This is a genomic window from Deltaproteobacteria bacterium IMCC39524, from assembly GCA_029667085.1.
Taxonomy (GTDB): domain Bacteria; phylum Desulfobacterota; class Desulfuromonadia; order Desulfuromonadales; family BM103; genus M0040.
Genome location: JARUHJ010000005.1, coordinates 20,971 through 47,510, shown reverse-complemented (window position 1 = coordinate 47,510; position 26,540 = coordinate 20,971). Strand labels below are relative to the sequence as shown.

Here is a 26,540-nt window from a genome sequence, read left to right as displayed (position 1 = left end):
TCTTCTAATTTTAGGAGGTTGATGTGAAGGTCCTCTCAGACCCTCCTGTCACAGCAAGCCTTCGAGACTAGAATTAAAACAATTATTTGATATGACAGTCAATACAGAGTCCTGAACCCAGGTTAGGAACCCTTAAAAGGGCAGCATTTTCACGGTGCGGGGAATGACACGTCGTACATAGTATGTGCCCATCAAACAGTTTCAACTCTGTTTCCTTGAAATCATCCAAATAATTGGCATCATGTTCTACAAATATTGGGTGGTTTGTCTCTGGTTTTATTTCTTCGTTGTGACAACTCTTGCAAGATTGTTGAAGCAAACCTATGGTCTCCCAGTTGACACCATCGCCAAGTTCTTCTGGGTATTCTTTGTCAGTTGTGACCGCCTCAGGGTTTCCAGACTGATCTGGAATTACTGTTGCGTAGGTATGGCAACGATCACAAACATCCTGACAGATTAAGGGCTCATCTGAAAACGTGGCCTCGAAGTTATCCCAGCATATTGATGCTTTTTGATGGATACTTTGTGGCGCTGTGACTTCCTGCGACAGGACTATCCCTCCCTTTATTAAGAAAAGGAGGCTGACAATTGATACAGCTATCAGGTAAACTCTTTTTGTCACGTTAACCCCCTGTATTGAATCATCAAACAAACACTAAAGTTGCAAACAAAACAAAGCGACAAATGTTTCATTGAATGCCAGCAATCTTCTGTATCAGCTTCTCGGTAGATTTAGTTTTTTCTAGAACTTAATTGACCAGTTTAATCATTTACTATTGATTCCAATAAAAACCAGATCATATTGAGCCTGGCATTTCGGGCAGACGACTCTTTGCCTTTTTCTTTTTGGTTCGTTCCAGCCTTCTTCAAGATTTTTCTTTTCTGCCCCCCTTTGCGTGCCGATGGTTTTAGTCAATTTGTCTGTTTTGGCCTGCTCAGATTTTAATTTTGCGATGTATCTTTTAAGCGTTTCAATATCGTTATCTGTAATAGGGTGCTCGGCCAAGTAAGGCTTTGTTAGTACTTGCCATATGCTAAACCGATTGTTCATATCATCCGTTATAATTATTCGATCTTTACTATCAATATGAATGTCAGCCGGGCGATTAAAGCCCATTGAATGATTGGTTCGACTGCTTGCCATAGTGGCGTAAAGTACTTCCCCATTCTGTGTGCATGTAATTAGCGCCGCCATTTTCTGGTCAATGATATGAAGAAGTCCCTGGCTGTCGAAGGCCAAATCCCAAGGCTGTTCCAAAACCGAGGAGCCAGAGTTGTTCTTAAACTTAAATACCTTGATAAAGTTTCCGGCACTGTCAAAAATCTTGATTCTCGAGGAACCTGTGTCGGCCACATATAAGCGGCCTTCACTGTCTACAGCTAAACCATGGGGTGCCTTCAATTGACTATCAGGGTCTTCATTATCACCGACTTCAAAAAGCAACTGGCCGGCCGGGTCAAAGGCGAAAACTTTGTTGAGAGTAGAGTCTGAGACATAGAGCGTCTGTTTAGAAGAGTCTATGGCGAGCTTCTCAAGTTTTCCGAATTCAACATTTAGACCTATTCGATGTGTTGGATTTAAAGCATTATCAAAAACTGCTATGAAGCCTTTTTTTTGATCTATGACAAAGATGTTTTTTTCCGCATCGATTGTGACATCAACAGGCTCCTCGAAAAGAGGAAATGGCTTTTGAAAAAGGTCTCTGGTTTCTCCCTTTGCAAAATCAAAAACCTTAAGATCCCCACTTCCACTTTCAGACACCAACACAGTGTTGGTATCCAGAGTCGCTACACTTGTAGGTCTGCTTAGGGGTTGCCTAAAGCCTTCACCTAGTAAAGTTACAAGCAATTCTTTTTCTTTCGGATTTGCTAAATCGTCTTCGGAAGTAAATACGCCGACAAACTCAAGTCGTGGCTGATTGGGGGGCGTTGGCCACAGTCTTCTGACTTGGTCGTGATCTGCGGCGTAAGAGATTGTTAAAAATAATTGGGTTATAATTATAATAAAAACAATATGAATTGACGAATTCATTAGAAGACCTCGATCTATAAGGAGAAGCTAGAATCGCCTTAACGATTTTATCCACAGATAATTCTAAACACTGCGAGGCCGGTTATCTTTTTTTGAGATATAAGCAAGTTAAGGACCCGTAGTTTTCTGTCCCATCTTCACAGAAGGTTTGACCCTTTCAAAATTTTTATATTTGCCCCGTACTACCACCTGCGAGAGCCTGTGGTAGTTCATTACTATGTTAAAAATTATCATTAAGACATGAACTGTCAAGGCATCTATGTGGTTGGCCCTGCCGACCCTTCTATTTGTCCTAATCCTTTATTTTGTTTTGATGTAGCCTGATTAGCTGAAATGTGGTGCACCCCGTATGTCGTCTTCGTGGGCCGTGCAGCAGATGAATCTCGGTCAACTATCTCTTGGTAAACTTTGTTTTGTCCCATGATAAGTATTTACCTGTGAATTCTAATCGGACAATTTCGAAGCCACTTTCATTGTGAATGATGACTAAGCGACCATTCTCCACCATTTTCCAGCGGTACTTACTGTTCCCATCTGCAAAAAATGGGAAAAATGAGTCATCAACCAGCTTATTTGAAACATTCACATGCGAAACCTGGACGTAAACATCGTCATTGCCTCTGAAATCTAATATGACTTTTTTGCCAGTGTTGTAGCTTGTAGATTGATATACACCCTGAGGCTCCAGGGCTTTAGATTCGCATCCGAACATAATAATCAGGAAAAAGGAAATGCCGAGAAATAATTTGTAATTCATAATACCTCTAGCTCTCTAGAACTAACGTTTCTGCTTTAAAGTGGGCAAAGTAGTATACCACTCCTAAAAATGGCCATTAGACTTTTCAATAACAACTTAGCTGGTAATGTTTAATTCCCCGCTATCAAAATGAGAGGTAAATATGACCCAATTACCCCCTCTACACATTGCCAAAACGAATGAATTCCTCGGCATCCTTCCTCGAATGGCCAATCGGCATGGCCTCATTGCTGGCGCTACTGGAACCGGCAAGACAGTAACCTTGAGAGTGCTCGCAGAGCATTTCAGTCGCATTGGCGTCCCCGTTTTTATGGCTGATGTGAAAGGTGATTTGTCCGGGTTGGCGAACGCCGGTGGTGACCACCCTAAGGTTATGGAGCGTGTAGAGACTCTAGAGCTTTCTGATTTTAAACCGCACAGTTTCCCGGTTGTTTTCTGGGATCTTTTTGGAGAGCAGGGTCATCCGATCCGAACGACTGTTTCTGAGATGGGTCCATTGTTGCTCGCGCGCCTGCTTGATCTCAATGCCACCCAGACCGGTATTCTCACCCTGGTTTTTAAGGTTGCCGATGATCAGGGCATGCTCTTGCTCGATCTAAAGGATCTTCAGGCCATGATTTGCTTTGTGGGCGATAACGCAAAGGAGTTCCGTACGACATATGGAAACATCTCCTCAGCGAGTATCGGTACCATTCAACGCTCGTTGCTTACCCTTGAACATCAAGGTGCAGAGGTTTTTTTTGGCGAGCCGGCTCTGAATCTGGATGATTTTATGCGAACCGATCCGGAAGGCTTTGGTGTCATCAATATCCTTGCTGCAGACAAGCTGATTCAGACACCCAAAGTGTATGCCACTTTCCTGCTCTGGCTGATTTCGGAACTCTTTGAACAGTTACCTGAGGTTGGGGACCCGGACAAACCTCGCATTGTCTTCTTCTTTGACGAAGCCCACCTGCTTTTCGATGATCCACCAGAAGCTCTGCTTGATAAAATTGAGCAGGTGGTAAGACTGATTCGTTCTAAAGGCGTTGGTATCTATTTTGTCTCCCAGAATCCGCTCGATGTGCCCGATGCAATCCTTGGTCAACTCGGCAACAGGATACAGCATGCTCTACGCGCATTTACACCTCGTGATCAGAAAGCGGTGCGGGCGGCTGCCCAGACCTTCAGACCTAATCCAGCCTTGGATGTTGAACAGGTGATCACCGAGGTCGGTGTTGGAGAAGCCTTGGTTTCGTTTCTCGACCGCAAGGGAATTCCCTCGCCCGTGGAGCGTGCATTGATTTGTCCTCCGTCCAGTCGCTTGCGGCCACTGGACTTTAAAGAGCGGGATAAGGTCCGGGCGGGGTCAATTGTTGGTGATTGCTATGACAAAGAAATTGACCGTGAATCGGCATATGAGCAATTAACGGCCAGGGCAGAGAAAAAGGACGTTGAGTTGCCGAAGACGAGTAGCCGCAGATCAAAAAAGAGCAATTCTGTTGAAGATATCTTTGGTGCTGCGGCGAAAAGTGCTGCAAGGTCCATCGGCACGCAGCTTGGGCGCCAGCTCATTAGAGGTGTGCTGGGTTCTTTGTTTGGTGGTCGACGATAAAAGCAGGCGAGAGGCAAATTGGTGCTATTTGAAATTCACATTTGTGACCAAAGGGGTTAACGAAGGCAGAACAAGAAAGGAGACAGTCTGATGGCAGCTAAATTTGAGTTAAAAAAAGCAAAAGACGGTCAATTCATGTTCAACCTGAAGGCGGCAAATGGCCAGGTTATTCTAACCAGTGAGCTCTACAAACAGAAGTCGAGTGCCGAAAACGGCATTGAATCGGTGCGCAAAAATGCCAGCCGCGAGGGGGCTTTTGAAGTTAAGGCGAACTCCAAGGGAGAACCATATTTCATCCTGAAAGCAACCAACGGGCAGGAAATTGGCCGGAGCGAATATTATTCCGGTAACTCTGCTATGGAGAACGGAATTGCTTCTGTCAAAACTAATGCACCTGATGCCAAGGTGGATGACACAACCGCCTAGGTAGAGATAGCTTCAGAGCAAAACAAAAGGGCCGGGTTATAACCCGGCCTTGAATATACTCTTCCTCGTGATTCAATTCTATTTGTCCAGGTGAACATCCATTTGTGGAAAAGGAATGTTCAAACCTGCTTCACCGAATCCCCGATAGACTTTCTCCAACATGTAAAAATGTACAGCCCAGTAATCGGCTGCGTTAACCCAGGCTCTGACAGTAAAATTCACTGAACTGTCGGCCAGTTCTCCCAATTCAATAAATGGTGCCGGATCCTGTAACACCTTCTCGTTGGAGGTGAGCAGCTCGCTTAAGACCTGTTTTGCTTTGTCGATGTCATCGCCGTAAGCAATGCCGAAGGTCCAGTCCACCCTTCTGGTCGGCTCCGTGGAATAATTTACCATAGAGGATGTTGAAAGCCCTCCGTTAGGAATTATAACGGTTTTGTTGTCAGGAGTTTTGAGAATTGTGTTGAATATCTGGATGGCATTAACAGCACCGGTATAACCTTGAGCCTCAATGACGTCGCCGACCTTGAATGGCTTGAATATAAGAATCATGACGCCGCCAGCGAAATTCTGCAGAGTCCCCGAGAGTGCCATTCCGACAGCCAGGCCGGCTGCACCAAGGATAGCAATGAATGAGGTCATCTGAATGCCAACCATCCCCAAGACACTCACTACAACCAATATTTTGAGCAGTGTAGACACAAGGCTCGTGAGGAATGGCCTGAGAGATGGGTCAACTGCGCTCTTTTCCATCCTCCGGCTCAATCCGCCTGCAATCATATTTGCCAGCCAGAGTCCGATGAGCAGCGCCAGAATCGCGCCAACCAACTTAGGTCCCCAGACCACAAACATGTTGATCAACGTATCAACATACTGCCCGCTGTCCTGTAATTTGTTTTCCATTTGACCTCCTAAAAGTTTTATTGAGTGTTTTCGCCATCAAACGTTATCTTTTGACTACTCGTGAAGGATACTACCGGGGTTAGAAAAATCAATTTAACCAAAGATAATCAGGGGAGTGGGAGTGCTTCTCTTGAAGGTTCTTCCCGGTAACGTTCTGTCCATGAAAATGCCTGAGAGCAAAAAGAAAGAGCGCCCCCGGGTCGGTCTCCTCGTAAATGCTGGTCGGAATGACTGGATTCGAACCAACGACACCCTGCTGCCGAATCCTTTGGGAAATTTCTTAGCTCAGTTCTGGTTTGCATTGGTTTGACAATTCTTTGAAGTAGTAATGGGCCGTAAAGGGGGGTATGCCTTGTGGCTTGCAGGTAGTTTAGACTTAAATATAGGAAATCTGTCATGGATGTTACAGAAAAAGTTCCAGAAGTCATGCGTTCAGAAGGTGAACCTCTCAATGCCGGGAAAATAGCTGAACTTGGAGGCCTTGACCGTGAGGATGTCGACAAAGCAATGACTAAGCTGAAAAAAGAAGAAAAGATTGTTTCGCCAAAGCGCTGTTACTGGACACCGGCATAGAGAGAGCTCATTTCTGATAAAGCTCGAAAACTCTTCTCTTTCTCTACAGTTTCAATCAGCAGGGAACAGAAGTTTTACCGTACATCCGCCCCCTGGAGTTTCTTCTAACCGGACCTCTCCCTTGAACCTGTCTGTGATCTTGTTAACCGTGGCCAACCCAATGCCTGTGCCTACAGTGTCGCGAGAAGTCGACCCGCGAACAAAGACCTCAAAGACAGACTTTCGTTCCTGTTCCGGAATACCCGGTCCGTGATCAAGGACAATGAGAGCCTGGTGTCTACTGTTCGTTTCGCCCAAAATTTCTATCAGACCACCCTCTTTACAGCCATAACGTACCGCATTCAATAGTACATTGCTGATCAACTCATACAGCAGGGTTTCAGGGATTTTCAACTTAGGCAGTTCACCAGCAGAGACAAGCACTTTCTTTGCATCAATCTCGAACCTATTGTCGAGCAGTACTTGCTTTACTATTTCGTTCGTGTTGACAGGCGTGTTTGTTGGCTCGATGTGTTCAGCTGTCGAAAAACACAACATGTCCTCGATGATGCTCAACATGCGAGCAGCTTGAGTTTCGACCTCTTTCAACATGAAAAGCCCGTCACCTTTGAGCACGTCTCCATATTTATCCTTGATGAGCTCGGTATAACATGTGACTCCAGTAAGAGGTGACCGCAGATCGTGCGACACGGTGTGGGCAAAAGATTCAAGCTGCTTATTCACATTCATCAACTTTTCTGCGGCCTCTTTGCGCCCGGTAACATCCCGACAGACTGCGAGTTTCTGGATTTCACCCCGATACCCATAAACGGGCGAATGGATGACTTCATAGGTATGGCTGTCCTGATTGAAATCACGTTCTTCTACAACGTTGCCGGAAATAATCTTTTCCCAGGGGCAATCCTCACAAGGTTTTTCACGACCATGAATAACGTCATAACATCTTGCCCCTTTTTTTGAGCCAAAGACTTTTTCCATGGCCTTGTTAAAGAAATCAATACGCAAGTCGGCAGTGACGATGTAAGCCAAATCAGTCATGCCATCGAGGATTGAGAGTAATGCAGCTCTTTCCTCCTGCAGTGCCGAAGTACGACGTTCAACCGCCTCTTCGAGTTGCTCACTATGAACACGAAGCTGGCTCTCCATTACTTTTTGAGACGTAATATCAATAAAGGTTTCGATGCCGCCAACCATCTCACCATCCAGGTGTAGGAAATCAATGTTTTTGCTGATGACAATCTTATTTCCTTCCCTGGTACGGATATGACATTCAGCGCCAATAATCGGTTTCTCCGGGGTGTCGGCGTCATAAAGACCGCAGCCACGTCCACATTCAATCCCTTCAAGGATAGAACAGCGCTGACCGACGATCTCTGCTGAAGGGTATCCGGTTATCCTTTCTGCTTCCTTGTTCCAATAGACAACATTGCGTTTGTCATCGACAATAAAGAACCCACTAGGGATTGTTCCCATGATCTGTTTTTTAGACAGAGCTGCTAAGAGTTGATCTTTACTGAAACCCATGGAAAGCCTCTCGTTGGAAACCGGCCTGATCTTAGCTTCTAGAGATTAATGTTAGTAAAAAACAATTAATGCTTGCCAATATAGTTTAGTGCTGTATTTATGTACAGCCATTTTCATACTAGCAACTGGCGGAAAACTTGGGAGCGGGAGGGGAGACAGAATTGTGGAATTGAAAAAGCCCCCAGAAAAATCCTGAGGGCTTTAGTTTGCGATATTGCCGCCTGAGTTTAATTAGAAAAACGTCAACAGGTTAAGCAACCGGCTTGCCGGGAGGGCTGGGGCAGGATTGAAGTTATGTGATTGTTGCTGTAATTCAATCAATGGGAATGTTTAAAGCAAGCCCTTATCGTTAAGCGAGTTGCTTCTCAGTTGGACGCAACCTCCTGTTGGACAGGTCGTCCTTCAAGAATCCATTGCTGGAGACCACCCTCTACCACCACAACATGCATATACCCTTTACCAACCAAATATCTTGCTGCGGTTTCTGAGCGTTTTCCTTTTAAACACATAATCGCAATTTTTTTGTTTTTAGGGAGTTGCGATAGATTGACATTAAGATTGTCGAGAGGAATATGCTTTCGCTTCGCATGATTGATATGAAACTTGTTTGCGTCTTCTTCGAGGTTGATGTCAAGCAGGAGTACATCCTCTGTATCCAGTAGCTTTGATAGCTCTTCAGTTGAGATCTTCTTTACTTCGACCTCGGGTAAAGTATTCGTGCTTTCCAAAGGATAGCCAGCTTTCTCCCAACTGGGGAGACCCTCTCGGAAGGCGTAAACATTTTCATATCCAAGCTCCACAGCTTTCTCAGCCGCTCGCCAGGAAGCAACGCATTTAACGCCAAGACAATAGAATATAAGCGGTTTTCTTTTGTCGACAGGCAGCTCATATTCCATCATTGCCGGAATGATGTTGATAGAGCCCTTGATATGTTTGTGCTCATATTCCATTGGACTCAACGGAAAGATAACAAGCGCCTCGTCTTTGTCCATCATTGCTTTCACGCCGGTTGCATCGATATCGTGATAGCCGTTTTTCGCAACGGAAAGGCCTGAAGTCACCAAGACAAATAAAATACTTGCCGAAAGAAACAGCAAAATATTTTTCATTTTCACCCCCTGGATTGAATAATCTAATCGCCACAAATCTTTAGGCGTACATCTAAGGACAAACTCGGACCCTGAATAAATTAATACATTTTAGTGTGTTCAGTCAAATGTTTTGGTGGGTGTGCAGGCTGTTACGATGTCATTGTTCGTACGATTGTCGTAAATGCCCCAGAGAAGCCCCGGAGACAAAAATTAAGAGCGACCCCGAAAAGGTCGCTCCATGTACATACCGGTCGGGGTGACAAGATTTGAACTTGCGACCGGTTCACGAATTCAAGGTTGTTGCAGTGAAAGAGCCGTCGAAGTTAGCCGGCTGGGTAAGGAACACTGAAGCGCTTGAGACCATTGTTTGATAGAGACCATGCCCGGGTCGGTCTATTCTCTTGCCGAGCGGTTACTGGAGTCTGTTAAGTAGCAGTGAAGCAAAACTGAGGACAAAGAAGAAACCGCACATATCGGTAACTGTTGTTAACAGCGGGCTTGAAACCAGTGCCGGATCGAGCTTGATCCGTTTCAGCAACAGGGGGATCAAGCCGCCGAGGCAAACGGCAACGACGGTATTAACGGCCAAAGCGCCGCCGACCACCAGACCCAGAAATGGATTGCCTTTCCAGAGATAGGCAATGCCACCGAGCAGAATCCCGAGAGCCAGGCCGTTGAGGATGCCAAGACTGATTTCCTTGCCAAGAACCCGCATGATTTCCGTAGGGCGCACCAGCCCCAGAGACAACTCGCGCATACTGACAGCCACCGCCTGGTTTCCCGAGCAGCCGCTCATGTCACTGACCATCGGCAGAAAAACAGCCAAGGCTATGACAGCCGTGAGGGTGTCCTGATAGAGAGCGATGACACTGGCGGCGATGATGTTCAGCAGGATATTCAGGGACAGCCAGGAGAGTCTGCGTCCCGACCGGGACAAGAGGGGCATGGAACGGAACTCCTCGCCACCTACGATACCGGACAGACCGAGGAACTGCTTTGTGCTCTGCTTCTGATGCGCTTCTTCTACCGCCTCGGGCAGAACGATGCCGAGCAGTTTTGCCTCGGCATCAATGACCGGAACACCAAACAGGTTGTGTTCTTCAAAAAAATTGCGTAAATCATCCAGCGAGGCGTCGACACTCACCTTGTAGGGGTTGCCGATCATCAGGCTGCTGAGCCTGGCATCGCGGCTGGGAAAGAGCAGATCGCGCATGCGCAACACACCCTGCAGCCGGTTGTCTTCATCAGTCACATAGAGATACTGGACGTTGTAATCGGAGTATTCCTCACGGTTGGCCTGCAGGTCATCGAGGACATCCTGGACGCGCTGGTCAGCACGGAAGTCGAGGTATTCGGAGAGCATCAGACCGCCTGCAGTATCAGGAGAATAAGTCAGAAACTGCCGCGCTTCTTCGGCCTCCTCAGGATCCATCTGGTCGATGATCGCTTGAGCATCCTCTTCATCAAGTTCGCCGAGCAGGTCGGCAATATGGTCGCTGTCCAGCTCTTCCAGGATGGCAGCCGCCTGTTCCGGCGGGAGGTCTTCAATGAGATCGGCAGCCTGGGTATCGGAAATGTCTTCAATGACTTCGGCCGCGTCTTCAGGTTCAAGCAGGGTCAACAATCGACTCTGCTCAGTTGCCGTCAGGCGAGAGACCGCGAGCGCCGTATCGGCGGGATTGATACTGTTCAGAAAATCGTTAATCTGCTCCGGGTCGTCTCTCCCGACCAGTTCCGATAACTCTTCCCATGGCTTTTTAAGCTCCGGAGTCTGCATAACACATCCAATATGAGTGAGGGGTTGATTTGACTTTCAACCGAGAGCCAGAGCCGCATAGACACGGGCAGCGGCTTCAACCTCGGCCAGGCTGGTCTGCTCATCGGCGGTATGTGCTGTTTCCAGTGACCCCGGCCCAAGAATGAACGGTTTGCTGCCAGCCTGGTAGAAGAGGTTGCCATCGGAGTGGGAGCGGAACGGCACAAATTCCAGAGGCAGGTTGAGTAGTGGATAAACCTCTTCGAGAATCGTTGACAATTGTTTATCAGGCCCCAGTTGATAGCCCCCGGATTCGAACGCGCAATCGAACTCAAGTTCCAGCCCCTTGATCGCTCGTCGAGATTTGGCAAGAAGCGCTTCTAGGTCACGGCGTACAGCAGCCGGGTCAGTATCGGGAGAAAGGTGCAGGTCGATCATCGCCTCGCAGCGGTCGGGCACCACGAAGCCCGCTCGCGATGAGCTCATCTCGCGGATCGAATAAACCAGTTTCGATGGGGTCTGGTCCAGCAACGGCGAGCGCTCCAGTAGCAATAAGACCCGCAGCATCGACTCGATTGCGTTGTGGCCGAGCTCTGGCAACGAAGAGTGGATACGGCGACCCTGGGTGACCAGGGATATTTCCATATAACCAAAATGGCTGAAGGCCGGCAACATCGACGTCGGTTCGCCGATAATCACCCGCTCGGGACAATGCTCCTGCAGAAACCGCATGCTGCCATCACCGTTTTCCTCTTCGCCGACCGCCAGCAGTAATCCGAGCGAAGGGCGCTGGGCCTCAGGCAAGGTCGCCAGCGCCAGCCAGGCCTCCACCATCGCCGCGCAGCCGCCTTTCATGTCGGCACTGCCCAGGCCGCGCACAACACCCCATTCTTCGACGGCAGCGTACTCGTCGATATCCCAGGCAGCGACCGTATCGACATGTCCGACCAGGTAAAGAGAGGGCTCACCGGGCCCCATAGTGGCCACCAGGTTGTAACGCTCCTCCTCAACCTCCTGGCGGCGTAATTGAATTCCATCTATGGTCAATCGATCTTCGAGGTAAAGCTGGATGTCCTCTTCTTTCCCTGAAGGGGAGTAGATATCGATCATGTCCATCAGCGTCTTTCGCAGGCGCTGCGGGTCGATCTCTTTCCAGACCTGCTCTAGTAAGTTGTTCATTATCAAGCCTTTGTCCGTCTTTTCCGCTTCTTGGAAAGATTCAGGGTCATGTAAACGTGTTGCTGGATGTTGTCAAAACCCTGTTTTTTAAAGAAATGGATGCCGGCCTCGTTGTCGGCGTCTGTGTCGATGATGATCATGCGCACCCCTTGCTCAATCATCCGATCCTTGATCTCTTCAAACAGGGCTTTTCCTGCTCCGCATTTCTGCAAACCGGGACGGGTTCCGATCCAGACCAGATAACCGTATTTCCAGGCCGAGTTGTGTTTCTCCACGGTGGTGCCGAGGGCAAAGCCCACAACCTCCTCATTCAACTCTGCAACAATGCAGAGTTCACTGTCCGAATTAAACAGGGTGGTGATTTCATATTCGTCCCAGGTCCGGTACATGCTGGAAGAATATTCCGACGTGAAGAGCTGTTCTCCGAGATGGAAAACGTCAGCCAGGTCGTCAATGGTCATGATGCGAATAACAAGTTCTTCGGGGGAAAGTATTTTACTCATATGTCACCATCAGCTGGGCAAGGCACACGCATGTGCATGGTTGTTTTAAAAACTCAGGGCCGCGGATATTCCTCTGGATTAGCGGGGGACAACAACTTATCATCACTCAAATTCTTTAAAAAACATAGCCAAAAAATAACTGTCCAAACAGTTGTTTTTTAGGATGTAAGGCGGCTTTACTCTGAAGCTATAGGGCCTCGGATATATACCTGAGAACAAAAAGAAAGAGCGCCCCCTTAGAAGACCACTCCATGTCAACACTGGCTAGGACGATAAGACTCGAGCCAGCGGCTCCCTGCTCTCGGAGCAGGAGCGTTCGCTCGGCTACGCGCTTCGTTCTCTCTGCGTCCAGGCTTCTGAGCCGTGTAAGGGGGCAGTCGTTTTTATCCTGAAACCTTGACAATTGCTCTGCCTCTACTTTTCCCTTCCAGGATAAGCCCGATACGTTCTTCGAGTGCTTCCAGGGAAGGTAGTTCAGTCGTAATCTTCTCAAGACGGTCAAGCTTCCAATCGGAGGCGACCTTGTTCCAGACCTTCATGCGCATATCGACCGGGCAGTTCACTGAGTCGACGCCAAGTAGAGTGATCCCATTTATGATGAAAGGGAAGATCGAGGAGTGGAGTTCGGCCGATCCGACATTGCCGCAGCAGGTTACTGAACCACCGTACTGGGTCGTTTTGATCGCCGTTGAGAGGATGTTCCCGGCAACTGTATCTATGGCCCCGGCCCAGCGCGGTCTGAGGAGTGGCCGACCACTCTGATCATCGGCCTCTTCAATGCTAATGACTTCTTTGGCGCCAAGCTCAACAAGATAATCCGCTTCATCAATGATGCCGTTAACAGCAACGACATCGTATCCGCTTTTCACCAAGATCGACAGGGCGATACTGCCCACGCCACCCGTAGCTCCTGTCACAAGGACGGGTCCCTTATCCGGGGTGACACCGCTATTCATTAATTTGAAACAGGAGAGGGCAGCAGTAAACCCGGCGGTCCCATAGATCATACTTTCACGTAAAGTCAGGTTCTTCGGTAATTTTACAACCCAGACCGCTGGTACGCGGATGTATTCGGCGTATCCTCCAGAGGTGTTCATTCCCAAATCGTAACCAGTAACCAGAACCTGCTCTCCAGGCTTAAATTCAGGGCTGCTACTTTCTGCGACAACACCGGCGGCATCAATGCCTGGTGTATGGGGATAACTTTTCGTAACGCCTTTGTTGCCTGAGGCCGAGAGGGCATCTTTATAGTTGAGGGATGAGTATTGAACGTTGATGATTACTTCTCCCGCGGGTAAATCATCAATATGCTTTTGCTTGATCTCACGGACAAATTGTTTGTCTTTGACTTCCGTTACGACCATGGCCTTGAAGCTAATGTTTTCCATTGATATCTCCTTAGAAGATGGGGAAAGCCCAAGTCATTCCCACGTTTAACACGACATTCCAATCCTAACATGGATTATGTTCAGCGCCATTTGTCGTTCAGAGTCCAGGCAGGTCTAAGAGGATTGATGTCGTAACGCTAAAATTGAAAGGCCCTTGGGATCTCCAGGGGCCTATTTGTCTCATGTGTCCCGTCCTGAAATAAGTTTACAACTAGGAAGCTTATTTATGGACAGTAAAGACAGCAAGCGAAAGAGATGAACAAAATGAACAGTTATTCCTGGCAATAAAAGTGCAAATTTCTTTCCTGACCCTTGACAATAAAAAATTGATAATTAACTTCACCCTTAAGAGGGGCTGCGGTAGCCTTTTACATCCGAGTGTCTTCCCAACCGGTTGTTTTTGTGCTTCTTTTGCGGTTGCAAGCGGATTGGCAGTTACTCGTTTTAAGGAGAGAAAATTCTCAATATCAACACGGAAAAAAACGAAAGGAGGTCTTGAAAATGGCAATGGATATTTTGAGAGAGATGGAAAATCTTCGGCGAGAAATTGATGGTGCTTTCAAAGGGTTTGGAACGGGAGCGTTTTTGGAGCCATCCTTTCTTCCCGGAGTTGGTCTGCAAAGATTCCCGCAAGTCAACCTGGCACAGGACAAGGACAACGTCTATGTGGAAGTTCTCGTCCCCGGTGTCGATGCCAAAGATCTGGAGTTGACAGTAATGCAAGGTACTTTGACCCTTTCGGGAGAGCGTAAGGACGTTACGAATACTGAGAAAACCTGGCTGCGTCGTGAGCGCGGGATGGGTAAATTTATGCGTACCATTGACTTGCCCAACGAGATTGATTCCGACAGAGTTGTCGCCAGTTTCGAGAATGGAGTTCTGCTGGTGACACTGCCGATTCAGGAAAAAGCCAAGCCGAGGAGAATCAGCGTCAAGGCCAATTAGGATGATGAAGAATAACAGATCATAGAGGAGGTGACGTTATGGGACAGAAAGATATCTCCGTGAGTGGTGACCATAAGGTAGAGAAAAGGCAACAATCAGATGAAGTTTTCATTCGGCCCGCTGTTGATATTTTTGAAACCGAACAAGGCCTGACTCTGGTGGCCGATTTGCCGGGAGTTGATAAGGACGAACTGAAGATTGACCTTGACCAGGGACTTTTGACCGTGCAGGCCAAAGGCAAATCACTTATGAGTGGCGATTCGATCAGACGTGAATTTCTACATGGCAGCTTTTATCGACAATTCCAACTTTCAGATGAAATAGATTCGGAAAACATTGCTGCAGAAATGAAGAACGGAGTTCTGACCCTGCTCTTGCCCAAGTCAGAAGCCGCCAGACCTCGGCGTATCGAAATCAAAACAACTTAGGCCGCTTTAGAATCTTGAATTCAGCCCCACCACCCTCCGGGTCGTGGGGCTTTCCTTTGGCATAAATTGGGTGTCTCACAGCGAATTAAAAACGGCTATAACCAGTCTTTTGAATGAGTGACCTGATTGAACTGTCAATGTGGCATCACTTGGTTCCGGGTGCGCAAACGGACCATTGCCATAAGCTCTGGTCCGTTTGCCTTGATAGCATAGATATAGTTGCAGGGCGAAGAGGCGACAACTATCTTAACACCTGCCGAGAAAGAGCTGCATCACAATGAATAAGAATACTCTCCTGTCGGATTCCCAAGGTAACGGCAAATCGTAATAAATAAGAAAAGACCGTTGAGGACAATCCCCAATAGAGTTAACCATGCATGATGTAAGGGCAGGTAACTGCATTGGAAATACAAATTATTACGTTACACTGTCATTTGATTTGAACCTTTTCGTTAAATACAGAAACTTTTGGTGTGCACTTTTGGTATGACTTTGCCAGTGACAGCATAGGGCTCTGGATGGCAGGCCGTTTCTTTTTGCACGCCAGGCGGAATTTGAAAATCGTGTCTGGACCGGTGTCCAATATGAGAACCAAAAATTGCTGCAAAAGTGAATTTCTGCGGCGAACGACAAAGGATATTCTAAACATATGGGATTAAAACAAACTTGCAAATTCGAGTGGCTCTCATATGTCAAGTTGGCCGTTATTGCCCCTTTGATCCTGTTGGGCCTGTCCGAGGACCTGTCCGCAGCGCAGAACGGTCCGGAAGTAAAAACGCCGCCTGCCGTTTCACAAAGCACTCCTGAAGAACCGAAACTTTCCGCGCTTATTCCACTCTCTGCGGAGTTGTCAGCGCGTTTAGCCAAGCTCGAAAACATAAAATTGGGTCTCCCTGATTTGGCCGCGATCAAAAAAGATTATTCCGAAATCGATGAGCGGATTAATGCTGTTTCGAAAAAGCTTGAAAGCTTAAGGGCAATGCGAGCAAGCCAAAACGTCAGAGGCCTCAGTCTCAATATGAGTTTTGCATATGAAAAGGTGCGTCTCAACAAAATCAACCTACCCCTTGAGATGGCCATCGAACGCCTTGATGCGTGGGGCAGAGAATGGCAGGCTGAAAAACAGCGCTGGAAGGATTGGCAGTCTTCATCCTTATTCAAGGATCGTTCCTACAGTCAAATCCGGACGACTTTCGAAAAAACCGATGCGACCATAGACGCCGCCCTCGGATTTATTTCGCGGCAGATGGAACCCCTGTTGGCAACTCAGACAGTAGGCGCCGGACTCAAAGCAAAAATCGACGGCCTGGATGTAGAAATGATTGCCCTGCAGGGAGAAACGATCCAGCGGGAACCTCTGTTTGGCAAGACTCCACCGATGTACTCGCTGGATTATTACGCTCAATTCAATCGAAATTTGTGGGCCGTAGCATTGGGAAGTCTGAAGTTCACACCTCGACCGGGTGAAGAGTTTTTTAAACTGCACGCCCTTGAATTGGGAGTTCTTGTCTTTATCCTTTTAATAGTCTTCGCTGTAATTTATCGCAAACGCCAGGCCATCGCAGAATCAGAAAACTGGGCTTTCGTGGCGGGTCGACCTTTTGCGGTCGCCTTATTCGTGACGACCCTGATTGCCATAGTCCAGATGCAATTCTGGACATCTACACCAAACATGGTGAGAACATTCTTCTTGGTCATCGGCTGCATGTCCTGCCTTCGTCTACTGCTCAAAGTGCTGCAAAGTCGCTGGGCAAAGAAGGTTTCTTGTGGTGTGATGTCCCTATTTGCCGCCTCCGCGGTCTTGAATATGTTGGACCCGCCTTCTCCGATTTTCAATCTCTTCATCTTGGTGACCTCGGTTGTGGTCCTGGTATTCGCCCTCAAATTGGCCGCTGAATGCCGTCTTTCGGAGAGTGGCCCTTATCCACTTTGGGGGGCACGGATGCTCGCCGTGTGGTTTGCCGTCATCCTGATTGCGCAGATCCTGGGTGATACCGGGTTTGCTTACTCAATGTTCGTCAATTCGGTAACAAGCATGGCGTTTACTGCACTCTTCGTCTTGTTTATCTACCTGCTCCGCGGAGGCATCCATTGGGTCTTCTTTTCATCTCCTTTGTGGCAAATCAAACTATTACGCAGCGATGCTCAGAAGAATGAACGGAAAGTTCAGGTCATTGTAGAAACGGTCATTACTCTATTTCTGATCTTGCCAGCAATTCTATACATCTGGAACCTGTTCGACAGCTATCCGGAAGCATTGAGCGGACTGTTCTCGCCGGGTTTTGATTTGGGCGGACAAAGGATTACGCTCGGCCTGATCATCGCTGCAATTGCCGGCCTTTACGGCTCATTTTATGTTTCCCAGGTTGCACCGAAAATATTGCTCGACGAGCAAATTCTGGGGCGACATGTTGATCGCGGAGCGAGAGGGTCCATCGGCCATCTAATCCGGTATCTGATTATTTTTGTCGGGCTGCTGCTGACGTTTGCGCTGCTCGGCTTCAACCTGACGAACGTCACGATCATCCTGAGTGCTCTCGGTGTCGGTATCGGCTTCGGCCTACAAGGAATTGTCAACAACTTCTTAAGCGGATTGATATTGCTCTTTGAGCGGCCCATTCGGGAAGGCGATACGATCGTACTGGGCGAGCAATGGGCACAAGTCAAACAAATCGGCATGCGGGCGACGATTATCGAGACCTTTGATAAGTCGGAAATGGTTATTCCCAATGCGGATATGATCAACAACCATGTCACGAACTGGACCTTGAGCAATCGCCAGGTGCGTCTGTCCATTCCTGTCGGTGTGGACTACGGTTCCGATGTGCCCCTCGTGGGAGGAACCCTTCTGGCCTGTGCACATGATAATAGTTTTGTGATGAAGTCACCAGCCCCGGAGGTGTTGTTCTTAAACCTCGGCGAAAGTTCTCTTGACTTTAAATTGCGTGTCTGGCTCGCGGATGCTGATGATCTCTTGACAGTGAAGAGTCAGCTTTATCATGAGATCTTAAAGAGATTCCGCGAAAAGGGGATCGCGATACCGTTTCCGCAGAGAGATCTGCACCTGTACGGAGTGGGTCGTTCTGGGATCGAAAGCCCAAAGAATCTTGACAAAGGACTTTCTCCTGAGGGTGACCCCGTTTGAACGATAGGATTGAAAGCTACGTAAAGGAAGAGTATTAAAGCTAGATTTATCTCATCATAGTTGGTACCAGGGCAGGGAGGTTTCCACACAGAATAAGACCCCTCGACGCCCCTCCGTACCGGATCTGCCCCGGAGTCAAGCCCCCGCCCCGGAAGATGTCAATGCTAGAGGCCTGCGACCCCTGCCCCCGAATTCGTTGGACTAAATAACGGTCGTCGCCATAGCCCCTCCCCCATCAATTGAGTGACGTAAGCCTTTTAAAAGCCGTCAATTGCCTGATGTTTGACGATGATTGTTAAACCCCTTAAAACGGTTAGAATATATCCATGAGAGAAACGAACCTCGCCAATAGTTCTGGTTAAGAGGAGACCAAGAGCATTTCCTTGGGCAATCTAGGCTGACTTTAGGAGGGCCCATGATTATTCTGGCCCATGATGGTTCGATCTATAGCGACTGGGTCGCACGTTACGCTATACGCATTGCTGCATCAGAACAGGATCGGAAGTTACTTTTACTTCATGTCCAGGATGGCAAGATCTGCCCTGAAGTCGTTGAGTCCCGTTTAAGCATGATAGCAAGTGAATGCGACTCCTTTGATGTTGAATTCCTGCCGGAGCACTTGTCTCTTGGCTCATCAGTCTACCGAAGTTTAAGACAAGCGATTCCACCAAGTCCGGATGCCCTGTTTATCTGCGGCACACGGGTAAAATCACGTAAAAATCATTATCTTGCCGGGTCTGTCGCTGAGAAGCTGTTGCGTATGCACGAATGTCCGATTTTGGCTCTAAGGGTCGTGCAGCCAGGTCTGCTCGGAAGTCCACACGATCTTCTGCTACCTCTCGCTGGTCATCTTCAAGGGTTTTCACGGGTCGAGCCTATATTGCGGAGGTTGGCAACCCAACTTCGATCAGTACACGTGTGTCGCATCATGCAGGTCAATTCTTTGCGGCACCCACATCTGTCCCCAGCCATGGAACATATCCTGAAGCGAAAAGGCAGCTCGTACCTGAGCAAGTTTCGATTTGAAATGGAAGCAACCCTTGATCCTGTTCCTTTCCGATGCGATCAAAAGGTCATAATCTCCCCAGATTGGGCACACGAAGTTCTTATGCAGGCCAATCGTTTAAAAGCGCAACTCCTGTTGCTTGGCCTGAGTGAGCGCAGTCTTGCCTACCGTGTCTTGCATAGCGCGGCCATAGAGAAGATCCTCCATGAAACGCCGTGTGATATTGGTATATATCGGGGCTAATGAACGATTCTTTGCAAATACAGAATATTCCGACTGAGCGGGTTTTCAGAACTCTCGGCAGTCAAAGGCAAGGACTGAACAGCGCTGAAGCTGCTGAACGTCTGAGTGAGGTCGGGCGGAACAGTGTTGAGGTTCGCGACCCGGGGCGCTTGGCCCGGAGCCTGCTAAGGCAGTTTACCAACTTTTTCACGTTGTTGTTGTTTGTCTCGGCTGCGATTTGTTTTGTCGCTGAAACACTTCAGACCGGCCAAAGCATGGTTCTCCTCGGCTGGGCTCTGGCCGGCGTTGCTTTGCTCAATGCCCTGTTCAGTTTTATCCAGGAATACCGAGCAGAGAAAGCCATGCAGGCCCTGCGTGGCTTCCTGCCGCCAAAAGTAGAAGTGATCCGTGATGGAAAGACCAGGACAATATTGGCAGAACTTTTGGTGCCGGGTGATTTGCTGCTGCTCAGTGAAGGCGTTCGGGTTCCTGCCGATGCACGTATGGTCGAGACCGAAGAGCTCGTGGTCAATAATGCCCCCCTGACCGGTGAAGCCAACCCGATAACCCTCACGGCTGAACCGGTCAAGAGCAGGTTGGTGGAGAGCAATAACATTGCCTTTGCCGGTTGCCTGGTGATGCGCGGTCGTGGTCTGGCGGTTGTTTTTGCCACCGGACTGCGCACGGAGTTTGGCAAGCTCGCGCATCTCTCCCAGGCGATTCGGCGCACGGCCTCGCCGCTGGAGCGGCAGACTGCGCATATGGTACGGGTGTTGACCGTCATTGCAATCAGCCTCGGAATGGCTTTCTTTCTTTACGGGGTATTCAGTGGGCGACCACTTTCGGTTAATCTGGTCTTTATGATGGGGATCATCGTTGCCAATGTCCCGGAGGGCCTGTTGCCGACGTTTACTTTGGCACTGGCGATGGGAAGCCTTCGCATGGCTCGCAAGAATGTACTGGTCACCAGTTTGAATGCTGTCGAAGCACTTGGCGCAACCCAAGTTATCTGTACCGACAAAACCGGCACTCTCACCCAAAACAAGCTTTCTGTCAGCCGGCTGTTGCCTCCTACCTCAATCGAAGACATGACGATCGCTGAGGATCGTGAGCGACTTCTCGGGATGGCGCTATGTGCTTCTGATGTGCATCTGGTGGATCAGCATTACAGCGGTGACCCGCTGGATGTAGCGGTCGCCCAGAGGGTCGCAGAGGAATGTGGCCCTGAAGAGGTTCTCGAGAAAGAGCGGAGACATTTTGCCTTTGATTTCAGCAAGAAAAGGGCTGCCGGGATCGGAACCGTTGGAAATCAGCAGGTCTTTGCGGTCAAAGGCGCCTGGGAGATGATCAGGCCGATGTTGACAAAGATTGGGTCTCTCGATCAAACGCCCGTGCCGGTAACGGTGAAATTGCTTGATGACGCTGAGACTGTCATGGCCCGAATGGCTGAAGCCGGTTATCGGGTTGTCGCGGTCGCAGGACGCCCCCTTGCGAACAAGCCGTCGGCAAAAATATCCCAGGATGAGTTGGAACAGGAGCTCACTCTATACGGGTTCCTTTGCATAGAAGATCCGCTACGTCCTGAGGTTCCGGATGCCCTTAAGTGCTGCCAAACGGCGGGCATTGACGTAATTCTCATCACCGGAGATCACCCGGATACGGCCTTGTCCGTTGCCAAACGCTGCGGCATTGTCGGTCATGACATGTCCAGAGAGGTGGTCTTGACCGGCCAGGAGCTAGAGACGTTAAGTGAGTCTGAGCTCGAAGAGAAGCTTTCCCGAGGGGTGCGAATCTTTGCACGGACTAGCCCGGCCCAGAAGATGAAAATTGTTATGGCGCTCAAGAGCATGGAGCGGGTGGTTGCTATGACCGGAGATGGCGTAAATGATGCGCCAGCGCTCAAGGCTGCAAATATTGGGATTGCCATGGGAAAGAGTGGCACCGATGTGGCCCGCGCCTCGGCTCAGATCATTCTTCTGGATGACAATTTTGCTTCGATTGTGGCCGGCATTGAGGAAGGGCGCACCGTTTTTCTCAACATCCGCAAGTTTACCAATTATGTCCTTGTCAGCAATGGCCCGGAGATTCTTCCCTACCTGCTCTATGTTTTGCTACCGGTCCCTCTTGCTCTGACCGTGATCCAGATTCTGTCGATAGATCTCGGCACCGACATCGTTCCCTCGATGGCTCTCGGCCAGGAGCCACCTGATCCCGAGGCCATGCAACACCCGCCCCGGAGTCACGATTTTAAATTGCTCAGCCGAGGGTTGGTGATACATAGCTACCTGTTCCTTGGGCTGCTGGAGGCGGCCTGGTCACTCGGCCTGTTCTTCTTGGTGCTTTATCAAGGTGGATGGCATTATGGCGCTGATTTGGCGAGCGATGACCCTCTCTATCGCTCGGCGACCGGAATTGCCTTGGCGACCATCCTGCTTATGCAGATCGGCAACCTGATCGGTCGACGTTATACCTCTCGCTCGGGTCTCGATAGGGGGATTTACAAGAATCGCCTGATGCTAGCGGGAATCGTTATTCAAGTCGTTTTTTCATGGGCGTTGCTTTATGTCCCGTGGCTACAGAAAGTCCTTGGGACCGGTCCGGTTCATTGGACCCTTTATCTGCTGGCCTGGTTGGGAGTTCCCCTTATTTTCGGTGTAGATTATTTTCGTAAGCAGTTATCCTCTCGATAGCATGAAGATGTGCCTTGTATTGGGCTCTATGTTGGAAGATTTTCTATGAAAAATATTCTCATTGTTTTTATTTCATTCTCAGGAATCCTCTCATTTTGATTTGGTGCAGTCAAACTTACAGAAAGGCAAAATTCTTACTGTATTATAGAAAAGGCTACCAAAGATCGAATCCAGTGGCCATCATTTTATGGATGAAAGAGCTTACTGAAAACCTCTATCAATAAGAAGCCGTTTCCTTCTCAGAAGTCGGGGTGTCTGGGAAAGTCGAGGCCCTGGGTTTATAAATTCTGTTTACATTTCACTTTCTCCTCTGCACGCCAACTGGAAAGATTACGAGATGACGGACATCGGGAATTATCCCGATCTTTTCGCCGGGCTGGTGATCACAGTGGCTTGGCACCAGCGCCTGAACTTTATCACCACTGGCCAACAGTAATGTGTAAAGGATGTTTGCCCCTCTGAAATGACGGCGCAGGACCTCGGCTTTCACGGGACTATCATCATTGTGGACAATATCTTCCGGGCGCACAAGAAGCTGCACTGCTGTCTCTGCGGGCGTGGGAGAACCCATGATGCCGTCCAACAGCCCGAGTCCTGTTTCAACCCGATTGTCAGCGTTGACCACGCCCTTGATCAAACTCCCTTCACCGACAAACTCAGCAATGCGTGGACTGACCGGTTGGTGGTAGAGGTTATGGGCACAGTCCCATTGTAGGATTTCACCGTTGTACATCACTCCGATCTGATCTGCGACCGCAAAGGCTTCGTTCTGATTGTGGGTAACAAAAAGAGCTGTCGTACCATATTCCTTGAGAATGTCGCGAACCTCCATGGAGAGCCGCTCTCTCAAGGTGACATCCAGGTTGGAAAATGGCTCATCCATCAGAAGTAGATGCGGCTTGGGAGCCAGCGCGCGGGCGAGAGCCACACGCTGCTGCTGCCCACCGGAGATCTCATGGGGATACTTGTCGTGTTCGCTGTGGAGGCCAACCAGCTCAAGCGCTTCGTTGACCCGTCGAATCAGTAAGGCCTTCTCCATCCCTTTAAGTCCAAAAGCCACGTTGTCGAAGATGGTCAGGTGTGGGAAGAGGGCGTAGTCCTGAAAGACCATGCCGATCTTGCGCTTGGCAGGCGGAAGCAGGTAGCCGCTTCTGCTGACACATTCACCGTTAAGAAAAATTTCGCCATCTAGTAAGGTCTCGAAGCCGGCAATGGTTCTCAAAACCGTCGTTTTGCCGCAACCGCTGGCACCCAAAAGACAACCGATCTCTCCACTCTGGAGAGTTAAGGAGAGATCCTTGACGACCAGTTGCTGGCCGTAGGCCTGGGTAACTTGTTTCAGTTCGAGAACGACATTGTTGTCAACCATTTTGACTCCACATTTTATACAAAAATATTGCCAGTATGCGACTAGCCATCAACTTGTATGATCTAATCCCTGTCAGTTTCCCGCATCAATAAAACGATAGGGATAAGGCCGCTTAAGAGAAGGGTCAGTGCCGGTAAGGCCGCTCGTTCCCATTCCCCTTCAGAGGTTAGTTCAAAAATCTTCACGGCCAAGGTGTCCCAGCCGAAAGGACGGGTCATCAGGGTGATGGGCATTTCCTTCATGACATCAACGAAGGCCAACGTCAGTGCTGTAAAAATCCCACCACGCAACATCGGCAGATGAACTCGGGCGAGGAGTTTGATGCCGCGTAATCCCATCAACCGGGAAGCTTCATCGATGTTGGTTGTGACGCGATGCATAGAGCTGTCGATCGATTTGAAGCCGGCGGCCATGAATCGGATTGTGTAAGCCAACAGCATGATCATAATTGTGCCTTGCAGCAGTTGTGGAATTTCTAAGCCGAACAAGTTTCGAGCAAGATCTATTATGAAGTTGTCGAGCCATGCCAGTGGAATGAATATGCCTACAGCCAGGACTGTGCCTGGTAGAGCATAGCCAAGTGTCGCAGTGCGTATCAGGCCATGGGTCAATCGGTCCTGATGACGTCGTCCTGCATAAGCAAGCAGGAGTGCAACTGCTGTTATTACTATTGCAGCGATCAGTCCTAGGATGAGTGAATGCCCGAGTAAACTTAAATAGCGCCTGTCGAATTCTTCGTGAAAAACTTCTAGCGACCAGACGAGGAGTTGCAGCGCCGGCAACAAGAAGGCGATTAACAAGACCAGAGAACAATAGCTTGTTGCCAGCCAACGACGTGAACCCGTCAGTTCGATTCGTTCTGCCTGGGGTGCCAGACGACTCTGGGCAAAGCGCATGCGTTTACGCAGACGTTGTTCTAAGGCGACCAGGAGAAAGACTATGGCGACGAGTAATGATGATAGCTGTGCTGCCGCTGGCAATGAGAAGAAACCAAACCAGGTTTTGTAGATCGCGGTTGTAAATGTGTCGTAGTTGAATATAGAGACAGCACCAAAATCGGCTAAGGCCTCCATCAGGACCAGCGTTGCGCCACCAGCGATCCAGGGCCTGGCCATGGGCAGGACCACTCTGAAGAAGCCTTGAACTGGTGTGCAGCCTAGACTCTCTGCAGCTTCCAGAGCACGTTTACCCTGAGTACGAAAAGCGTTGCGTGCCAGAAGATAAACGTAAGGGTAGAGTGCCAATGACATGACCAGCACCACACCCCCTGCAGAGCGCATATCAGGGAGCCAGACTCCGCGACCGAACCATTCGCGCATTTGCGTTTGCACTGGACCGGAAAAGTCGAAAATTCCTAAAGAGACAAACGCCAATACATAGGTTGGCATGGCCAGTGGCAGCAACAGCGACCAGGAAAAATGTTTTCTCCCGGGGAAATCACAGGCACCGGTTAGCCATGCCAGGCTGACACCGAGCAGAAGGGTTCCCGTAGAAACGCCGATGACCAGAATCAAGGTGTTCAGCAAAAGGCGGTTCAGTAAAGTTTCCTGCAGGTGCTTCCAGATGTCCCACGCAGGTTCAAGCCACGTAAAGGCAAGGACTGATAAAGGGACAAGAACCAGAAAGGCGATGAGCAGCGCGAAGCACTGCCACCCGCTTGGACGTGGTATGAAACGACTGAAGCCCCGTAAAGAGGCTTCAGATGTTATGTGCTCTGTTTGCTGTTTCAAGGGTCGTTGCTTAACGGTAGTCCGCGCGGTCCATGAGTTGGATCGCTTGATTTTGGAGCATTCCAGCGTTGGCAAGGTTCTGTTCACTTGCTTTGAATTCACCCCAGGCGGCCACGTAAGGATGAGTCTTTACGCTCTTGTTAACCGGGTATTCCATGTTGGCATCGGCAAACAAGTTTTGGGCCTTTTCCGAAGAGAGCCACTCCAGAAGTTTGATTGCGGCTTGCGCATTTTTGGCATATCTGGTGACGCCCGCGCCGGAGACATTAACATGGACACCGGTGCTGTTCTGGTTGGGCCAGTAAAGGGCTAGTTTCAGGTCCGGGTTTTTCTTCAGCAGGCGACCGAAGTAGTATGTGTTGACGATACCCACATCTCCTTGGCCGGCCAGAATCCCTTCCATCACCTTGGTGTCATTTGAGAAGGGTTTGGCAGCGAGATTGTTAACCCAGGAACGAACGATCTTTTCTGCTTCCATTTCTCCGTGCTCGGCAATCAGCATGGCTATCAGAGACTGGTTGTAAACTTTCTTTGAGGTCCGCAACAGAAGACGATCTTTCCACTGCGGTTCGCCGAGAGCTTCATAGGTGCTCAACTCCTCGGGTTTGACGCGCTCCGTGCTGTAAACGATTGTTCTTGAACGTAATGATAAACCAAACCATTGGTTGCCGGGATCGCGTAAATGGGCAGGAATGTTTTCTTGTAGGATGTTTGAATCTACGGGCTGTAAAACACCTTCACGGGCTGCATGCCAGAGATTCCCCGCATCGACGGTAATCAGGAGGTCCGCACGAGTGTTCTTACCTTCGGCTTTGAGCCGTTGCAGGAGAGGGCCGGCCTTGTCAGTAATGAAAGTTATTTTTGTGCCGGTCTCTTTTGTGTAGGCATCGAACAACGGTTTGATCAGTTGTTCATTGCGGGCTGAATAAACAACGATTTCTTCAGCGCAAACCTGGGTGGCTCCAACTGTAAGTAGGGTTAAAAGAAGCACGGTAAGAATGTTGTGAATTTGTTTCATCTGTGAAGCTCCTTGTTGAACATGATTATGAAAAGCGTTTTCAAGATAGAGAAAACTATCTAGCCTGTCAAGTATGAATTGGAGGAACTGTCCAAAACATGACCTGGTGGCCGTAGAATCCAGAAGCCCAGCAATCAGATGGAAAGCTTAGTGCCAATGATCTCTACTGACATTTATCAAAAATTGTAGCGGATTGTGTGATTTTTGAATTGTTGCGGAGAGATTATCAACGAGAGTTTATTCGTTTGAGAAGAACCGGAA

22 protein-coding genes are annotated in these 26,540 nt (G+C 48.9%); 9 read left to right on the top strand and 13 right to left on the bottom strand.

The window, feature by feature from the left end; genetic code table 11:
• Nucleotides 1-82: 82 nt before the first annotated feature.
• The 3 genes from P9J64_12915 to P9J64_12905 form a co-directional block, all read right to left on the bottom strand.
• Nucleotides 83-622: a cytochrome c3 family protein gene (locus P9J64_12915; protein ID MDG5469222.1), complete on the bottom strand. Its 540-nt coding sequence runs from the start codon at nucleotides 620-622 to the stop codon at nucleotides 83-85.
• 144 nt (nucleotides 623-766) lie between these two features.
• On the bottom strand, nucleotides 767-2,032 hold the full coding sequence (locus tag P9J64_12910) for an SMP-30/gluconolactonase/LRE family protein (protein MDG5469221.1): 1,266 nt from the start codon (nucleotides 2,030-2,032) through the stop codon (nucleotides 767-769).
• 391 nt (nucleotides 2,033-2,423) lie between these two features.
• A complete protein-coding gene (locus tag P9J64_12905; GenBank protein ID MDG5469220.1) occupies nucleotides 2,424-2,789 on the bottom strand; it encodes a hypothetical protein in 366 nt (121 codons plus the stop codon).
• 142 nt (nucleotides 2,790-2,931) lie between these two features.
• On the opposite strand from P9J64_12905, the gene P9J64_12900 reads away from it, so the two are divergent.
• Both P9J64_12900 and P9J64_12895 read left to right on the top strand, forming a co-directional pair.
• Nucleotides 2,932-4,383 (top strand): DUF853 family protein, encoded by a 1,452-nt coding sequence (locus P9J64_12900; protein MDG5469219.1) that lies wholly within the window; start codon nucleotides 2,932-2,934, stop codon nucleotides 4,381-4,383.
• A gap of 90 nt (nucleotides 4,384-4,473) precedes the next feature.
• A complete protein-coding gene (locus P9J64_12895) occupies nucleotides 4,474-4,809 on the top strand; it encodes a YegP family protein (protein MDG5469218.1) in 336 nt (111 codons plus the stop codon).
• Nucleotides 4,810-4,887: 78 nt separating this feature from the next.
• Here the strand turns inward: P9J64_12895 and P9J64_12890 are convergent, their stop codons facing one another.
• Nucleotides 4,888-5,712 carry a mechanosensitive ion channel gene (locus tag P9J64_12890; GenBank protein MDG5469217.1) on the bottom strand — a complete coding sequence of 275 codons (825 nt, stop codon included), beginning with the start codon at nucleotides 5,710-5,712 and terminating at the stop codon, nucleotides 4,888-4,890.
• Between the two features lie 130 nt (nucleotides 5,713-5,842).
• On the opposite strand from P9J64_12890, the gene P9J64_12885 reads away from it, so the two are divergent.
• Both P9J64_12885 and P9J64_12880 read left to right on the top strand, forming a co-directional pair.
• Complete coding sequence (locus P9J64_12885) at nucleotides 5,843-6,022, top strand: hypothetical protein (protein MDG5469216.1); 180 nt, start codon at nucleotides 5,843-5,845, stop codon at nucleotides 6,020-6,022.
• 86 nt (nucleotides 6,023-6,108) lie between these two features.
• On the top strand, nucleotides 6,109-6,285 hold the full coding sequence (locus P9J64_12880) for a MarR family transcriptional regulator (protein ID MDG5469215.1): 177 nt from the start codon (nucleotides 6,109-6,111) through the stop codon (nucleotides 6,283-6,285).
• A gap of 51 nt (nucleotides 6,286-6,336) precedes the next feature.
• On the opposite strand, the gene P9J64_12875 is transcribed toward P9J64_12880, so the two are convergent.
• The 6 genes from P9J64_12875 to P9J64_12850 form a co-directional block, all read right to left on the bottom strand.
• Nucleotides 6,337-7,809: a PAS domain-containing sensor histidine kinase gene (locus tag P9J64_12875; GenBank protein ID MDG5469214.1), complete on the bottom strand. Its 1,473-nt coding sequence runs from the start codon at nucleotides 7,807-7,809 to the stop codon at nucleotides 6,337-6,339.
• A gap of 365 nt (nucleotides 7,810-8,174) precedes the next feature.
• A complete protein-coding gene (locus tag P9J64_12870; GenBank protein MDG5469213.1) occupies nucleotides 8,175-8,918 on the bottom strand; it encodes a rhodanese-like domain-containing protein in 744 nt (247 codons plus the stop codon).
• Nucleotides 8,919-9,312: 394 nt separating this feature from the next.
• Entirely contained in the window at nucleotides 9,313-10,677 is a 1,365-nt protein-coding gene (gene mgtE / locus P9J64_12865) for a magnesium transporter (GenBank protein MDG5469212.1), read from the bottom strand.
• Between the two features lie 36 nt (nucleotides 10,678-10,713).
• Nucleotides 10,714-11,835, bottom strand: coding sequence for a M20/M25/M40 family metallo-hydrolase (locus P9J64_12860; GenBank protein MDG5469211.1), 1,122 nt, complete (start codon nucleotides 11,833-11,835; stop codon nucleotides 10,714-10,716).
• Nucleotides 11,836-11,837: 2 nt separating this feature from the next.
• Entirely contained in the window at nucleotides 11,838-12,338 is a 501-nt protein-coding gene (locus P9J64_12855; GenBank protein MDG5469210.1) for a GNAT family N-acetyltransferase, read from the bottom strand.
• A 383-nt stretch (nucleotides 12,339-12,721) separates the two neighbouring features.
• Nucleotides 12,722-13,726 (bottom strand): YhdH/YhfP family quinone oxidoreductase, encoded by a 1,005-nt coding sequence (locus tag P9J64_12850; GenBank protein ID MDG5469209.1) that lies wholly within the window; start codon nucleotides 13,724-13,726, stop codon nucleotides 12,722-12,724.
• 501 nt (nucleotides 13,727-14,227) lie between these two features.
• On the opposite strand from P9J64_12850, the gene P9J64_12845 reads away from it, so the two are divergent.
• The 5 genes from P9J64_12845 (at nucleotide 14,228) to P9J64_12825 (ending at nucleotide 22,162) form a co-directional block, all read left to right on the top strand.
• Complete coding sequence (locus tag P9J64_12845; protein ID MDG5469208.1) at nucleotides 14,228-14,671, top strand: Hsp20/alpha crystallin family protein; 444 nt, start codon at nucleotides 14,228-14,230, stop codon at nucleotides 14,669-14,671.
• 38 nt (nucleotides 14,672-14,709) lie between these two features.
• Nucleotides 14,710-15,099 (top strand): Hsp20/alpha crystallin family protein, encoded by a 390-nt coding sequence (locus P9J64_12840; protein ID MDG5469207.1) that lies wholly within the window; start codon nucleotides 14,710-14,712, stop codon nucleotides 15,097-15,099.
• 649 nt (nucleotides 15,100-15,748) lie between these two features.
• Nucleotides 15,749-18,244 (top strand): mechanosensitive ion channel, encoded by a 2,496-nt coding sequence (locus P9J64_12835; GenBank protein MDG5469206.1) that lies wholly within the window; start codon nucleotides 15,749-15,751, stop codon nucleotides 18,242-18,244.
• Between the two features lie 415 nt (nucleotides 18,245-18,659).
• Nucleotides 18,660-19,493: a universal stress protein gene (locus P9J64_12830; GenBank protein MDG5469205.1), complete on the top strand. Its 834-nt coding sequence runs from the start codon at nucleotides 18,660-18,662 to the stop codon at nucleotides 19,491-19,493.
• 11 nt (nucleotides 19,494-19,504) lie between these two features.
• Nucleotides 19,505-22,162, top strand: coding sequence for a cation-transporting P-type ATPase (locus P9J64_12825; protein MDG5469204.1), 2,658 nt, complete (start codon nucleotides 19,505-19,507; stop codon nucleotides 22,160-22,162).
• Nucleotides 22,163-22,460: 298 nt separating this feature from the next.
• Here P9J64_12825 and P9J64_12820 read toward each other — a convergent pair whose 3' ends face one another.
• From P9J64_12820 to P9J64_12810, 3 genes are all read right to left on the bottom strand, one after another.
• The gene (locus P9J64_12820; GenBank protein ID MDG5469203.1) at nucleotides 22,461-23,531 is read right to left on the bottom strand and encodes an ABC transporter ATP-binding protein; all 1,071 of its coding nucleotides are present in this window, start codon (nucleotides 23,529-23,531) and stop codon (nucleotides 22,461-22,463) included.
• Nucleotides 23,532-23,593: 62 nt separating this feature from the next.
• Entirely contained in the window at nucleotides 23,594-25,261 is a 1,668-nt protein-coding gene (locus tag P9J64_12815) for an iron ABC transporter permease (protein ID MDG5469202.1), read from the bottom strand.
• Between the two features lie 10 nt (nucleotides 25,262-25,271).
• Nucleotides 25,272-26,279, bottom strand: a complete 1,008-nt coding sequence (locus P9J64_12810; protein ID MDG5469201.1) for an extracellular solute-binding protein — start codon at nucleotides 26,277-26,279, stop codon at nucleotides 25,272-25,274.
• Between the last annotated feature and the right edge of the window lie 261 nt (nucleotides 26,280-26,540).